At 72.7% G+C, this 14254-nt stretch carries 15 protein-coding genes; 10 read left to right on the top strand and 5 right to left on the bottom strand.

The window, feature by feature from the left end; genetic code table 11:
- Window positions 1-96 precede the first annotated feature (96 nt).
- The gene (locus tag AB0H32_RS40980; protein ID WP_361132308.1) at window positions 97-351 is read right to left on the bottom strand and encodes a hypothetical protein; all 255 of its coding nucleotides are present in this window, start codon (window positions 349-351) and stop codon (window positions 97-99) included.
- A 337-nt stretch (window positions 352-688) separates the two neighbouring features.
- Here AB0H32_RS40980 and AB0H32_RS40975 point away from each other — a divergent pair, with 337 nt between their 5' ends.
- The 4 genes from AB0H32_RS40975 (at window position 689) to AB0H32_RS40960 (ending at window position 4402) form a co-directional block, all read left to right on the top strand.
- A complete protein-coding gene (locus AB0H32_RS40975) occupies window positions 689-946 on the top strand; it encodes a hypothetical protein (RefSeq protein ID WP_361132306.1) in 258 nt (85 codons plus the stop codon).
- Between the two features lie 10 nt (window positions 947-956).
- Window positions 957-2396: a hypothetical protein gene (locus tag AB0H32_RS40970; RefSeq protein ID WP_361132303.1), complete on the top strand. Its 1440-nt coding sequence runs from the start codon at window positions 957-959 to the stop codon at window positions 2394-2396.
- A gap of 340 nt (window positions 2397-2736) precedes the next feature.
- Window positions 2737-3657, top strand: coding sequence for a zinc metalloprotease HtpX (gene htpX, locus AB0H32_RS40965; protein WP_361132300.1), 921 nt, complete (start codon window positions 2737-2739; stop codon window positions 3655-3657).
- Window positions 3658-3817: 160 nt separating this feature from the next.
- Window positions 3818-4402 carry a hypothetical protein gene (locus AB0H32_RS40960; protein ID WP_361132297.1) on the top strand — a complete coding sequence of 195 codons (585 nt, stop codon included), beginning with the start codon at window positions 3818-3820 and terminating at the stop codon, window positions 4400-4402.
- Between the two features lie 19 nt (window positions 4403-4421).
- On the opposite strand, the gene AB0H32_RS40955 is transcribed toward AB0H32_RS40960, so the two are convergent.
- Window positions 4422-4694: a hypothetical protein gene (locus AB0H32_RS40955; RefSeq protein ID WP_361132294.1), complete on the bottom strand. Its 273-nt coding sequence runs from the start codon at window positions 4692-4694 to the stop codon at window positions 4422-4424.
- Between the two features lie 144 nt (window positions 4695-4838).
- Between AB0H32_RS40955 and AB0H32_RS40950 the strand changes: the two genes are divergently transcribed.
- Window positions 4839-6497 carry an alpha/beta fold hydrolase gene (locus AB0H32_RS40950; RefSeq protein ID WP_361132292.1) on the top strand — a complete coding sequence of 553 codons (1659 nt, stop codon included), beginning with the start codon at window positions 4839-4841 and terminating at the stop codon, window positions 6495-6497.
- 246 nt (window positions 6498-6743) lie between these two features.
- On the opposite strand, the gene AB0H32_RS40945 is transcribed toward AB0H32_RS40950, so the two are convergent.
- Window positions 6744-8111 carry a DUF2252 domain-containing protein gene (locus tag AB0H32_RS40945; RefSeq protein ID WP_361132289.1) on the bottom strand — a complete coding sequence of 456 codons (1368 nt, stop codon included), beginning with the start codon at window positions 8109-8111 and terminating at the stop codon, window positions 6744-6746.
- Window positions 8112-8283: 172 nt separating this feature from the next.
- Here AB0H32_RS40945 and AB0H32_RS40940 point away from each other — a divergent pair, with 172 nt between their 5' ends.
- On the top strand, window positions 8284-9468 hold the full coding sequence (locus tag AB0H32_RS40940; protein WP_361132310.1) for a winged helix DNA-binding domain-containing protein: 1185 nt from the start codon (window positions 8284-8286) through the stop codon (window positions 9466-9468).
- 44 nt (window positions 9469-9512) lie between these two features.
- Here AB0H32_RS40940 and AB0H32_RS40935 read toward each other — a convergent pair whose 3' ends face one another.
- Complete coding sequence (locus AB0H32_RS40935; protein WP_361132286.1) at window positions 9513-9827, bottom strand: hypothetical protein; 315 nt, start codon at window positions 9825-9827, stop codon at window positions 9513-9515.
- A gap of 442 nt (window positions 9828-10269) precedes the next feature.
- Between AB0H32_RS40935 and AB0H32_RS40930 the strand changes: the two genes are divergently transcribed.
- Entirely contained in the window at window positions 10270-10638 is a 369-nt protein-coding gene (locus AB0H32_RS40930; RefSeq protein WP_361132283.1) for an arsenate reductase family protein, read from the top strand.
- Between the two features lie 120 nt (window positions 10639-10758).
- On the top strand, window positions 10759-11517 hold the full coding sequence (locus AB0H32_RS40925; RefSeq protein ID WP_361132280.1) for a hypothetical protein: 759 nt from the start codon (window positions 10759-10761) through the stop codon (window positions 11515-11517).
- Between the two features lie 3 nt (window positions 11518-11520).
- Here the strand turns inward: AB0H32_RS40925 and AB0H32_RS40920 are convergent, their stop codons facing one another.
- A complete protein-coding gene (locus AB0H32_RS40920; protein WP_361132277.1) occupies window positions 11521-12390 on the bottom strand; it encodes an alpha/beta fold hydrolase in 870 nt (289 codons plus the stop codon).
- 69 nt (window positions 12391-12459) lie between these two features.
- Between AB0H32_RS40920 and AB0H32_RS40915 the strand changes: the two genes are divergently transcribed.
- Together AB0H32_RS40915 and glnII are read left to right on the top strand one after the other, a co-directional pair.
- Window positions 12460-12927, top strand: coding sequence for a MarR family transcriptional regulator (locus AB0H32_RS40915; RefSeq protein ID WP_361132274.1), 468 nt, complete (start codon window positions 12460-12462; stop codon window positions 12925-12927).
- 222 nt (window positions 12928-13149) lie between these two features.
- Complete coding sequence (gene glnII / locus AB0H32_RS40910) at window positions 13150-14181, top strand: glutamine synthetase (RefSeq protein ID WP_361132271.1); 1032 nt, start codon at window positions 13150-13152, stop codon at window positions 14179-14181.
- Window positions 14182-14254: the final 73 nt, after the last annotated feature.

The following is a 14254-nucleotide window of genomic DNA, read 5'->3' as shown; positions in this document are numbered from 1 at the left end:
ACCCGAGGTGGGACGACTGGGCTGCGGCCCACCACCTGCGAACGCCGCAGGTGGTGGCCCTCAGCCATGTTCAGGACGCTCTGTCACACCGCCTTGTCAGCCCACCACGATCACGACAACGCCCGTGCCGAAGCCGTTGTTGAAGCCGTTGTTGAAGCCGAAGCCGTTGTTGAAGCCAAAGCCGTTGTTGAAGCCGAAGCCACAGTTGTTCCACCAGCAGCCACGGTTGGTGGAAACCTGGGTCGGGGTCGCTGCCGACGCGGTACCGGCGGTGCCGATCGCCACTCCGCTCGCCATCAGCACGCCGATGGCGGACGCAGCGGCAAGACGCCTCGCGCGATGTGCATTCATTGATCTGCCCTCCTTCCACCCCCTCGTGCGGTCTTGTTCGAGGCACGAGACGGATGGCCACGATTCCGGAACGCGATGTCCGGCGTGGTCGTAGGTGTTGCCGCCCGGGTAGAGGAATCAGGGCTCTCAGTCCCCTGCGGAACGGGGATTGCGCACGTCCGGCGCACCCTGTGGCGCGGCTCTCATCTGTAGATGCTAGCCGCCCGGCGACCACCCAGCATCCCGACGAGATCGGCCGGGAATCGCGGCCGTCCGTGCAACCTTCCGCGCTTCCCAGGATTCCTACTCTCGGGGGATCATCCTCCTGGTTCTGTCCGACGAGAGAGGTTGAACGGGGATGAGCGAACAGGACGACTGGCAGCGCGAGTTTGATCACAAGTGGGCGAATTCAGCCGAGCACAAGGAGCCCTCGGCCCGGGCCCGGATGCTCGCCGCCCGCTGGAAGGAGAGCCCGCCGGACCCGGCGCCGTTCCGCGCCGACCCGGAGCCGGCGGCACCGCGGCGCTCGTCGTGGGTGTCGACGGTCATCGTGCTCGGCTGTGTGGCCGCGGTGATAGTCCTGCTCGGTTACGCGCAGATGCGCTCCCCGTATTAGGGGAGACCGGGTGCAGGAGGAAGTCAGGAGCGGGGCGGCGGCCGCGCGGCGGCTGGCCGAGGGTGCCGGGCTGCGGGATGTCCTGGACACCGGCGATCCGGCCGCCTGGCTGGCGCTGGACGAGGGCGTGCGGGCGGAAGAGCTGTCCTTCCCGCCGTACGTCGTGCCCGCCTGGGAGGAGACGGACGGCGGGCGCTCGCTGACCGCCGTCCTGCGCGGCGGCGGCCCGCTCACCGAGGGGCAGCTCGCTCTCGCCCTGTGTCATCGGGACGGCCGGATCCGGCACCGGGCGCTCGGGCGGGCCGCCGGGCTTGCGGCGCTTCCTGCGCTGCTGCCGCTGGTGGCCGTACGGTGCACCGACTGGGCGCAGCCGGTGCGGGAGCGGGCCAGGAAGCGGCTCACCGAGGCCCTGGACGCCGGGACGGCCGCTCGGCTGGCCCCGCTGATCCGGCGCCTGGCCGACCGTCACCGGGGTGACTTCGCCCTCGGCCTGCTCGGCGATGTGCTGCGGCAGGCCGACGGCGAACCCCTGACCCCGCTCCTGACCTCCGCGGACCGGCCCGTACGCCGCTTCGCGTACGGCCTCGCCGTCGAGGAGGGGTTCCTCTCCTGCGCCGAGCTGGCCCGCGCGGCTGCCCGCGACGACGACGCCGTCGTCCAGACCCTGTGTGCCGACGCCGCCCTGGCCGCCGTGACGGACGAGGATGCGGAAGAAGTGCTGGAGGCGCTGCTCGGTGCCCCCGGTCCGCGGGCCCGGGCGGCCGGGGTGACCGCGCTGCGCAGGTTCGGGCGGCCGGTGGGGGTCCCCCCGGCCGGGGAGAACCGGGACCCGGGCAGGGCCGCCGGGTTTCTCGCGGACCGGTCGGCGCTGGTGCGGGCCTGTGCCCGGTACGTCGTACGGCAGCACGGGAGCGATCCGCTGCCCTGGTACCGGGAGCGGTGCGCCGACCCCCGTGACCCGGCGATCGCGCCGGGCGCGCCCATCGGGCTCGCGGAGTGCGGGACCCGTGCGGACGCCGTCCTGCTGTGGCCGCTGCTGGACCACCCGGTGCCCGGTGTGCGGGCGAGGGCGGTGGCCGGGCTCCGCCTGCTGGACGTGACGGACATGGCGCGGATGCGGCGGCTGCTGGACGATCCGGCGCCCGGGGTCGTCGGCGAGGCCACCCTCGCCCTGCTTCCCTCCGCCGGACTCCTGCCCGAGGCGTGGCTGGTGCAGCGGCTGGCGCCGGAGCGGCCCCGGTGGGTGCGGGTGTCGGCGCAGCGGCTGCTGAGTGCGCACGGCGAGGCCGCACGGCTGCGGGCGGCGGTGGCCCTGCTCGACGACGCGGACGACAGGCTGCGGACCCGGGCCGAGCTGACCGTGCGGCGGGCCCTGCCGTGGGGCGCACGGAGCCGGTCGGGGCCCGAGGCCGCAAGGCTGCTCGCCGAGGCCCGGCACCGCCTGGGCTGAGCCCCGGTGCCACCTGGCCCGAGCCACCCCGGTACCGGCTGGGCCGAGCCACCCCGGTACCGGCTGGGCCGAGCCACCCCGGTACCGGCTGGGCCGAGCCACCTCGGTACCGCTGGGGCTGCCCCCCTGGCACCACCTGGCCGAGCCACCCCGGTATCGCCTGAGCCGAGATGCCCACGTCGGGCAGCCCGGGCAGCCCGGGCAACCCGAAGCCACCCCGGCCGGGGCCCCGGCGCCCGGGAAGCCTTTGCTGCCCCTAGGTCTGCACGCGACCTCCTCATGACGATCCGTAGGTGCACACTGGACAGCGGGACGAGTGCGTGACTGCGGGGTGATGCAGATGCAGAGCCGTTTTAGGAGCGATCGGCGCCTGACCGTGCGGATGACGTTGACGCTGTTCCTGCTCGGGCTGCTGTACGTGGCGTTCGTCGCCGCGTTGATCGTGCTGCTCAAGTCCTGGCTGCTGGTCGTCGTCCTGGTGGGCGCGATGTTCGTGGCGCAGTTCTGGTTCTCCGACCGGATCGCGATGTTCGCCATGCACGGGCGGGTCGTGGAACGGGAGGAGTATCCCGAGCTGCACGCGGTCGTCGACCGGCTGTGCGCGATCGCGGACATGCCCAAGCCGGTGATCGCCGTGTCCAACATGGACATGCCGAACGCGTTCGCGACCGGGCGCAATCCCGACCATGCGGTGGTCTGCGTGACCACGGGGCTGTTGCGGCGGCTGGAGCCCGCCGAGCTGGAGGGCGTGCTCGCGCACGAGCTGTCGCACGTGGCGCACAAGGACGTCGCCGTGATCACGATCGCGTCGTTCCTCGGCGTGCTCGCGGGCCTCATCGTGCGGTTCGCCTTCTACTCGCAGCTCTTCGGCGGGGGCCGCAGGGACCAGAACACCGCCGCCGTCTTCGCCGTCGTGATGGCGGTCTCGGCAGCCGTGTACGCGATCAGCTTCCTGCTGATCAGGGCCCTGTCCCGGTACCGGGAGCTGGCGGCCGACCGGGCTGCCGCGCATCTGACCGGCCGGCCCTCGGCGCTGGCGTCGGCGCTCACCAAGGTCTCCGGGGACATCGCCCGGATCCCGACCAAGGACCTGCGCACGGCCCAGGCCTTCAACGCCTTCTACTTCACCCCCGCGACCGGAAAGGAGCCCGGCATCGAGCGGTTCTTCTCCACCCACCCGCCCCTGGAGCAGCGCCTGGAGCAGCTGGGCCGGATCTCCGCGGAGCTGGGCGAGGCGGCCGCGCCGGGCAAGGCGGGCTGAACGGGCGATGGCGGACGGGGTGCCGAGTGCGGTACCCATGAACGACGGGGAGTGCGGTGCCGGTGGATGACGGGGAGTGCGGTACTGGTGGATGACAGGGAGTGCGGTACTGGTGAATGACGGGGAGCCGAGTACGGCGCTGCGGAAGGCGGGCTGAACCTTGGGGCTGCTGGACATCCTGCTGGGCCGCACGAAACCCGTCGCGCCCAATCTCGACCAGCTGTTCGCGCTGCCGTCGGCGGCCGTGACGCTCGAGGCGGCGGCCGCCTTCACGCCGACCGGCAGCGGCGCGGTGTGCTTCGCCACGGTCGAGGGCGCGGCCTTCGAGCAGACCCACCGGGAGGTCCAGGCGCTGCTCGACGCGGACGCCGACCGCACCGGCCCCCCGGTGGAACTGCGCCGGGACGACTACGGCTACTCCTGGCTGGTCTCACAGCGGGCCCCCGACCAGCTGCCCCAGCTGGTCAACGACCTGCACGCGGTGAACAGCTCGATGGAGGTCAACGGCTTCGGCCCGCAGCTGCTGTGCTCCCTGGCCGCGTTCGCGGACGACGGCGGCCGCAGGCTGGCCCTCGTCTACCTCTACAAACGCGGCACCTTCTATCCGTTCGCGCCGCTGCCCGGCGCCGCCGAACGCCGCGACAACGCGCTGGAGTTGCAGGTGAAGGCGACCCTCGCGAACGACCTCAGGATCGAGCAGGACCTGAGCCGCTGGTTCCCGGTGTGGGGCGCCCCCGGTCTGTGACCGACGGCGCCCCACGGGCTCACCCCTGCTTCTCCCGCTCCTGACGCCGGGCCTCGAAGGGGCGCTCGCGGCGGTAGCGGCGCTCCCACTTGGCCTGGCGGTCACGGCGCTCGCGGTAGGCCCGGTAGGAGTCGGGCGGCGCGGCCGGGCCGGCCGGCGGGGCCGCGCCGGGCGAGCCCCGGCCGTGCTTCGCGTACAGATGGATCAGCGCGGCGGCGGCGAGCCACCAGACGTGGTTTCCGAATCCGAGGATCACCAGGACGACGGTCCCGGCGACGACGATGCCACCCATGACGGACCTCCGTGGGGTGAGTGTGGCGTGCGTGTGAGAAGGGGGACGTGTCGGCTTCGCGACGTTTGTTCAGCGTAGGGAGACCACTACCGCGCGTGCATCTCGTTTTCCGTGCGGCCCGGCGGTTGTGAGTGAATGACCCGTATGAGTGAACTCCCTGGATTCCCTTGCGAGTACGACGCCCTCACGTATGCGTACGACGGTGAACGGCTCAGCGCGGTGAGCGTCGGACCGCCCGGACGGGCGACCGTCGTCCTGCTGCACGGGGCCGGCAAGGGCAGCAAGGAGCGGCTGCTGCCCCTGCTCGCCGAGTTCGCCGCGCACGGCTGCCACGCACTGGCCTTCGACTTCTCCGGGCACGGGGAAAGCACCGGAGAACTCTCGGAGTTGAGCCTGCGACGCCGGTTCGAGCAGGCCGTGGCGGTGATCGGCACGCATGCGCCGGCCGGTGATCCGCTCGTCCTGGTCGGGTTCAGCATGAGCGGACAGACGGTGGCGGACCTCGCCCGCCACTACGGGCGGCGGGTGGCGGCCGTGGGCCTGTGCGCACCCGCCGTGTACGCGCCCCAGGCCTGGGAGGTGCCCTTCGGTGACGGCCGGGGCCGGTTCAGCGAGATCATCCGCACCCCCGGCAGCTGGCGCGGCTCGCCCGCCCTGGAGGTGCTGCGGGCCTACGAGGGACGCTCGGTGCTGGCGGTGCCGGGCAGCGACGCGGTCATACCGCCCGAGGTGACGGAGGCCGTGCAGGACGCGCTGTCGGCCCGCTCCCAGTACACCCGCTTCGAACTCCCGTACGCCGAGCACCGGTTGGGCCTGTGGTTCCGCGACCACGCCGAGGACCGCGGCAGGTTCGCCACCGCCCTGCTGAGCGGCCTCGACGAGCAGGGCTGGGCGGCGACGTACAGCTGGGTGGCCGAGCAGGTGCCGCAGGGCCGTACGGTCACCGACGCACGGCGCCTCGCGGGCGGCTGGTCGGCGCAGATGCGCGGACTCACCCTGGACGACGGGGAGGAGCTGGTGCTGCGCTCCTTCGTGCGGCCCTTCTTCCGGCGCCACGCCGCGGGCCTGCTGACCCGGGAGGCGTCCGTTCTCCGTCTGCTCGCCGGGCAGGAAGGCATCCCCGCGCCGGCCCTGGTCGCCGTGGACGCCACCGGCGACCACTGCGACCACCCCAGCCTGCTGATGACCCGGCTGCCGGGCCTGGTGCGGGTGGACCAGGAGGACGAGGCGGCCCTGGACCGGCGACTGGACCTGCTCGCCGCCCAGCTGGTCCGCATCCACGCGGTAGTCCCCGGGGAACGTCCGCGCGCCTACGAGGCCTGGACGTCCCCGGACCGGCTCGCCACCCCGGGCGGTGCGGTGTGGGAACGGGCGGCGAACCTGATCCGCCGCGACCCGCCGTCGTACCGGGGGCGCTTCCTGCACCGGGACTACCACCCAGGGAACGTGCTGTTCACCGGGGCCGGGGCGGGGCTGCGGGTGACCGGGGTCGTCGACTGGGTGGAGACCTCGTGGGGCCCCGCCGACCTCGACGTCGCCCACTGCTCCACGGCACTCGCCCTGCTGCACGGCCCCGCGCAGGGGCTCGCCTTCCGCGACCGGTACGAGGCGCAGGGCGGCTCCGGGCTCGCCGACGGCCCCGACCACCTGTACTGGCGGCTGCTAGACGCCTTGGCCTACGTCCCCGACGCCGAGAAACTGTCCCGGCCGTGGCGCGAGCTGGGCCGTACGGATCTGACGCCGCAGGTGCTGGGCGAGCGGCTGGAGGCGTACGTGGGCGGACTGCTGGAGCAGTACGGCTGAGGAGCCGTTCCGGGCCGAGCGATCGATCCCGGCCGAACGGTCGATCCCGGCCGAGCGATCGATCCGGGCCGAACGGTCGATCCCGGCCGAGCGGTCGATGCCGGCGGAACGGTCGCTCCCAGCGGAACGGTCACTACCTGCCGCGCAGTCGATCCCGGCCGAGCATTCGATCCCGGCCGGGAAGCTCTGCGGGCGGGCGCGGTTCCGCAGCCGCTGTCACATCGCCGCCACTCCCACGCCCCGCCGTCACACCCCCGGCTCCGCCGTCACCACGCCCGCCGCGATGGCCGCGCCGAGGGTGCGGTGGTCGGCGGCGGTCTGGTCGGCGTAGGCGAGGGCGAAGTCGGCGACGGCGTGGTCGAAGGTGTCGGCGGCGCCGAGGTAGGCGGCGATGGCTATGCGGTCGCCGGAGCGGGCGTGGGCGCGGGCCAGCGTGGTGCCGCACAGGCGGGCGTAGGCGAGCAGGCCGGCCGGGTCCATGCCGGCGACCTCGGCGGAGCCCTTCATGTCGCGCAGCTGGCGCCAGTAGAAGGCGCGGCCCTGCGGCCCGCTCATCCAGCCGAGGAAGATGTCGGTGGCGGACTGCAGCAGCCGCTGCCCCGCGACCACCCGGTGCCCGGGATGGACGTACGGTCCGCTCGGCAGGTGCTCCTCCAGCACCGAGGTCCGTGCCTCCTTGATCTGCAGGAACAGCGGATCGTCGGCGTCCCGCCCGGCGAGCAGCACGAGGAAGCAGCGCAGGCCGACGCTGCCGACGCCGACGATCTTGCGGGCGGCGTCCACGAAGCGGTAGCGGTCGAGGAGGTGGCGCCGCTCCTCGGGGAGGGTGGAGCGGTAGTCGCTGAAGATCTTGCGCAGGGAGGCCATGTCCGGGGCGCCGGCGGGTTCGAGGAGCGGCGGGTCGTGGACGATCCGGCGCCGCCCGTCGACCAGCTCCGTCAGCTTGCCGAGTGCCTGGAGGCTGGTGCGGCGGCGGGCCCGGGCGAGGGTGGACTCCAGGCGGCGCCGGCGCCGCACGGAGCGGACGAAGGGCAGCAGGCGGTCGGCGTCGACCTGCTCGTACCAGACGGCCAGCTCCCCGAGTCCGGCCAGCCGCCGTATCGCGGTGCGGTACCCGGTGGCGGCCGCGAGGGCCGCGGCCCGGGCCCGGGAGCTGCTGTGCCCGTTCTCCCGGGCGGCCGTGGCCACACTGGCCGCGAGCCGTTTGACGTCCCACTCGAAGGGGCCCGGGAAGGTCTCGTCGAAGTCGTTGAGGTCGAAGAGCAGGGCGCGTTCCGGGGAGGCGTAGAGGCCGAAGTTGAGCAGGTGGGCGTCGCCGCACAGCTGCACGGTGAGCCCGGTGTGCGGCTGGGCGGCGAGGTCGGCGGCCATCACCGCGGTGGCACCGCGCAGAAAGGCCAGCGGCGACGCGGCCATCCGCCCGTACCGGATCGGCAGCAGCTCGGGGAGCCGGTCGCGGCCCTGCCGCTCCAGCACGGCGACGGGTTCGGGCCTGTCGAGGGACGGGAGCCACAAGGCGTGCACGGAGCGGGGGACCTTCTTGCGGGCCTGTCTGCCGTGCCGGGCGCGGTCCTCGGGGGTGCCACGCTGCGGGCGGTCCTCGGTCGTGCTCATACGGCGGCCTCTTTCTGCGGTTCCCCCGCGTCTGCCGTCACCTCCTGCTCGCAGTGAAGTCCGCACGGGTGCACCGGCGCATGCGGACGGGGCCGAACGGGTGAAGCCGGATGTCAGTGGCATCGGCGACCATGCAGGCATGGACATCGTGGACGGGACGGGGAGGCCGGGCATGGGCGACGGACGGCGGCGGCACATCGGTACGGCGGAGCGGCGGGCCCGGCTCGCCCTGCGTCACCGTCTCGCGGGTACGGCGCGGGCGGGGGCGCCCGAGGAGGTGGCCGCCGCCCTGGTGGCGCTGCACGGCACGGACCCGGCGACGGTGTACCTGGCGGTGGCGGCGCGGCTGGCCGACCCGGCGAGGGCGGTCCCGGAGACGGAACGGGCCCTGTACGAGGACCGCACGCTCGTGCGCATGCACGGTATGCGTCACACGGTGTTCGTGTTCCCGACGGAGCTGACGGCCGTCGTGCACGCCTCGACGGGCCTTACGGTGGCCGCCCGCGAACGGGCCTCCCTCGTCAAGGACATGGCCAGGGCGGGCGCGCCGGACGCGGCCTGGCTGGCGGAGGTCGAGGCTGCCACGCTGGCCGCCTTGGACAGTCGCGGCCAGGCGACGGCGGCGGAGCTGGCGGCTGACGAGCCGCGCCTGCGCGAGCAGTTCGTGTACGCGGCCGGGAAGAGCTACGAGGGCGTGCACACGGTCTCCTCCCGTCTGCTGCGGGTCCTCGGTGTCGAGGGCAAGGTGGTCCGCGGCCGCCCGCTCGGCTCCTGGACGTCGAGCCAGTTCCGCTGGGCACCGGCACCGGAACATCCCGAACTGGACGCGGCCCGGGCGCAGGCGGACCTGCTGGACGGCTGGCTGAGAGCGTGCGGCCCGGCGACCGAGGCGGACCTGAAGTGGTGGACGGGCTGGCGCGTGACGGAGGTCCGGCGGGCCCTTTCGGCCATCGGCGCGCGGGAGGTGACCCTGGAGGAGGGCACGGGTTACGTCGCCGACGGTGACACGGACCCGGTGGCGGACCCCGAAGAGCCCTGGGCGGCGCTGCTCCCCGCCCTCGACCCGACGGCCATGGCCTGGCAGCAGCGCGACTGGTACCTCGCGCCGGACCTGCGCCCGGACCTCTTCGACCGCAGTGGCAACGTGGGGCCGACGGTGTGGTGGAACGGCCGGGTGGTGGGCGGCTGGGCTCAGCGCGCGGACGGCGAGATCGTCTGGCGGATCACCGAGGAGGGCGCCCGCCGCGAGGCCGGGACGGCGGTCGCGGCGCAGGCGGAGCGGCTGCGGGGGTGGCTGGGGACCACGAAGGTCACGCCACGCTTCCGGACGCCGCTGGAGCGGGAGTTGACGGCGTGACGCACCGGGTGCCCCGCATCGGCGCGGGGCACCCGGCACCGGTCTCACCGGCTGTAACGCATGAACGCCCGCACCATGTGGCACGTCGTGTCCGACGGCGGGTGCACACCGATCTTCTCCGCCGTGCTGCGGATCGTCTCGTTGCGGGCCTGGTTCGGCAGGTAGATCCCCGAGTCGAGCAGGGCTATGGCGAGGCGCATGGCCTTCAGACGCCGGTTGTGCGTGACGTACCAGTCACGCGGCCGCCCGGCCGGCAGCGGGCGCTTCTCCATCGGCACGTAGGGCGAGTCGAGCAGAACGGATCGCTTGGCGGTGGACTGGGTGGGCAACGGCTTGGACTTCAGAGCGGCAGCGGGCACAGGCATCCTCCTGTCGCGGTCAGGCACCCACCGGAACTCCCGGTGAGCCCCTCGAACACTGACTCCAGTCTACCGGTCGGCACTGACATCGAGGGAGTCCGCAGAGACCGACAAACATCCAGGTGAGGAGGTCAATTGACCGCCCGTCACAGCAGGTCCGGGTGATGCGCAAGAGACGGCGATAAATTCGAACAAGAACGATCGGCGAGGGTGCTTCGAGGCCCGGAAACCCGTCGGCGGTGCGGGGGTCCTCGAGGAGCCGGTAGATCATGGGCGGCCCCAGACGGGCCGACGCCGGTGCCCGTCAGCGGCAGGCGTCCGCCGACCGACCCGCGCCGCCCCCGTGGAAAGCCGCGTACGACCGCACTGCGACACAGAGCCACCCCACGTCGCACCCGCCCGCGACACCGGTGCGGGACGGTTCTCGCATACCGTGGGCCGCATGGAAATCTGGATCAATCCGGCCTGCTCCAAGTGCCGCAGCGCGATCGGCCTGCTCGACGCCGAGGGGGCCGACTACACCGTCCGCCGCTACCTGGAGGACGTGCCGAACGAGGACGAGATCAGGGCCGTGCTCGAGCGGCTCGGCCTCGAGCCGTGGGACATCACCCGCACCCAGGAGGCCGCGGCCAGGGAACTGGGACTCAAGGAGTGGGCACGGGACGCGGCTTCGCGGGACCGGTGGATCAGGGCGCTTGCCGAGCACCCCAAGCTCATCCAGCGCCCGATCATCACCGCCGACGACGGAACCGCGCTGGTGGCCCGCACCGACGAGGCCGTGCAGGAGGCGCTCTCCCGGCACAAGAAGTGAACCGCGCACAACTGCACTGTGATGCAGGTTACTTCAGTAACTTCTGCAACCGCTGAGTAACCACGTTCGGCATCTCGTACATAGCGGCGTACGCTCCCCGACCTCTTCAGGAGGCGCGTTATGTCGCGCAGGAGAACTCTCAGCACCAAGAAGAAGCTCGCGCTGCTCGTCAGTGCCGCTGCGGTGGCGGGCGGCGGGGCCTTCGCCCTGGCGTCCACCTCGAACGCCGCGCAGAGCCCGCAGAACGCCAAGACGCTGTCCGCCGGGGACTCGACCGTCTGCCAGGGGCTGGCCACGGCCCACGGCAACAACGACAAGTTCATCGCGGACCAGAAGGCGCACCCGGACGCGCAGTCGGCGGCCCGGATCGCCAACCGCGAGGCGGTCATCAAGCAGATCGAGGTCCAGCAGAAGGCGGCCGGCTGCACGGTTGGGGAGTCGGCTCAGGGCTCCCAGGCGGCGCAGAACGGCAACGGCCAGCAGGGCGGCGGTCAGCAGGCGGGCCAGCAGGGCAACGGCCAGCAGGCAGGTCAGCAGGGCAACGGCCAGCAGGCGGGCCAGGGCAACGGCCAGCAGGGCGCGCAGGCCGGCGCCGCGGGAGACAACGGCGCCGGCGCCGCCGCGGCCTCCGGCCAGCAGGTGTGCAAGGGCTCGACCGTCACGCTCTCCGGCGAGGGCGGCGCCCCGGCGGCGTCCAGCAGCCAGTTCCCGGCGGGGACGACCCTGAAGGTCACCAACCTGGACAACAACAAGTCCACGACGGTGAAGGTCACCTCGGTCTCCGGCAGCTGTGTCCTGCTCAACAACGCGGCCTTCGAACAGGTCCGGGAGCCGGGCAAGTTCCTCATCCGTCACGCGGTGATCGAGAAGGTGGGGTGAGGCTCAGGAGGCCGACAGGAAGTCGGTGAGGCGGCGGGCCAGGTCGGCGGGTGCTGCCTGCGGCAGCGCGTGGTGCGAGACGTCCGGCACAACGCCGGTCTCCACGTGCGGCAGCGCCGCGGCGGCCCGGGCCGCCACCTCACGAGGGTCATGGGTCCTGCTGTTCGCGGCCACGAGCAGCAGGACCGGCACGTCGAGGGCGCGCAGCGCCTGCGGTGCCGGGCGCGGGCCCGTCACCGGCTTTGCGGACGGAAATCCCGCGGCCGCCTCCTGGAGGGCGAGCCAGTCGGGATCCCGGGTGACTGTTCCCCCGGTCTCCCACTCCAGGAAGGCTCGGACCCGGCGGGGCGAGGGCCGCAGCAGCATCGGCAGGGCATGGAGCAGGTACGCCGCCCGGAATCCGGCGAAGCACCGGGTCGGATCCAGGAGGAACAGGCGGCGTACCCGGGCGGGTGCGCGCAGCGCGTAGTGCAGGGCGATCCAGGCGCCGTAGGAGTGTCCCCCCAGGTCGGCATCGGTCACACCGAGGCCGTCCAGGAGGGCGTCCAGCCAGGCGGCCAGGTCGGCGACCGTGCGGGGGTGGCGGTCGGCGGCCGGGCCGCCGAGGCCGGGGGCGCCGATCAGGTCGGGGGCGTAGACGCGGCGGGTGCGGGCCAGTTCCGCGGCCTGGGCGTACCAGGACGCGGAGGTTGCTCCGCCGCCGCCCGGCAGCAGGAGCAGCGCGGGCGCCTCCCGCGGGCCGCAGGCGTTGACCCGGGTGTCGCCGAAGGGCGTGGCGACCGTCAGCGCCTCGCGGTCCGCCGGCCATGCGGCCAGCACCTTGTCGTACGCGACACGGAAGGCATCGGCGTCGTACCCGCTCGTTCCCGGCATGGAGAATCCCCCTATTATCTCGCTCAGCAAGATACTCGTTCGGCGAGATGATACGCGCGGAGGACCCTTATGCCGACCCCGCCCAGCCCCGATCCGGCGCCCGGGATGGAGATCGTCCACCTGCTGCGCGCGGCCGCCGTCGAACTCGGCCTGCACAGCGCCCGGTTCGCACAGCACAACGGCATGCACCCCACGGACGTCCGGGCCCTGATCGCCCTCATGGACGCGCGGCGCGCGGGCGAGGAGACGACTGCCGGGCACCTCGGGGCCGTACTGGGGCTCAACTCCGCGGGGACCACCGCGCTCGTCGACCGGCTGGAGAAGGCCGGGCACGTGCGGCGGGTGCGCGCCGAACGGGACCGGCGCCGGGTCGTGATCGAGGTGGAGGAGCGCGCGGTCGAGCTGGGCCAGGCGTTCTTCGGGCCGCTGATCGAGCGGTCGGTGGAGCTGCTGCGTGCATACGACGAGCGGCAACTGGCGGCGATCCGGGGCTTCCTCGGCGGGGTGCGGGAGGCCGCCGCCGAGGGCCGCGCGTGAGTCCCACGGCGGGCCACGACCGCCCCCGTACCTCACCCGTCCGCGCCTCACCATGTGAGCCTCAGCACAGAAACACCAGGTAACACGGGGTTCACATTCGAGCAATGACCGGGAAATCGCCTGTTGACAGGCTGCCGGGCAGATCGACGCGGCGCCCCGGTGCCGCAGCGCCGCAGCACCCGCACCGAGTGCGCCCGACCCACCCCCGAAGGAGTGGCCCCCGTGACCTTCAAGGCCGAGTACATCTGGATCGACGGCACCGCGCCGACGGCCAAGCTCCGTTCCAAGACGAAGATCATCACGGGTTCCTTCGCCGGTCTCGACGCGCTGCCGATCTGGGGCTTCGACGGCTCGTCCACCAACCAGGCCGAGGGCCACTCCTCCGACCGCGTGCTCAAGCCGGTCTTCACCTGCCCGGACCCGATCCGCGGCGGCGACGACATCCTGGTGCTGTGCGAGGTCCTCGACATCGACATGACCCCGCACCAGTCCAACACGCGTGCCGCGCTGGCCGAGGTCGCCGAGCGGTTCGCCGCGCAGGAGCCGATCTTCGGCATCGAGCAGGAGTACACCTTCTTCGACGGCTCCCGCCCGCTCGGCTTCCCCGAGAACGGCTTCCCGGCCCCGCAGGGCGGCTACTACTGCGGTGTCGGCGCCGACGAGATCTTCGGCCGCGACATCGTCGAGGCCCACCTGGAGAACTGCCTGAAGGCCGGTCTCGGCCTCTCCGGCATCAACGCCGAGGTCATGCCGGGCCAGTGGGAGTTCCAGGTCGGCCCGCTCGCCCCGCTCGAGGTCTCCGACCAGATGTGGGTCGCCCGCTGGCTGCTGTACCGCACCGCCGAGGACTTCGGCGTCTCCGCGACCCTCGACCCGAAGCCGGTCAAGGGCGACTGGAACGGTGCGGGCGCGCACACGAACTTCTCCACCAGGGCGATGCGCGAGGGCTACGACGCGATCATCACCGCGTGCGAGTCGCTCGGCGAGGGCTCCAAGCCGCTCGACCACGTCAAGAACTACGGCGCCGGCATCGACGAGCGTCTGACGGGCCTGCACGAGACCGCCCCCTGGGACGAGTACTCCTACGGCGTCTCCGACCGCGGTGCCTCGGTCCGCATCCCGTGGCAGGTCGAGAAGGACGGCAAGGGCTACATCGAGGACCGCCGCCCGAACGCCAACGTCGACCCGTACGTGGTGACCCGCCTGATGGTGGACACCTGCTGCACCGCCCTGGAGAAGGCCGGCCAGGTCTGATCCGTCCCGCTTCGCACAGGGGCGCCCGCCGTGACGGCGGGCGCCCCGGCGGCGGATAGGGCGGCCCCAGACC

The sequence above is a fragment of the Streptomyces sp. NPDC020362 genome (genome assembly GCF_040642095.1).
GTDB lineage: Bacteria > Actinomycetota > Actinomycetes > Streptomycetales > Streptomycetaceae > Streptomyces.
Note: the sequence above shows the minus strand (reverse complement) of the source record. Positions and strands in the feature narration are given on the sequence as shown.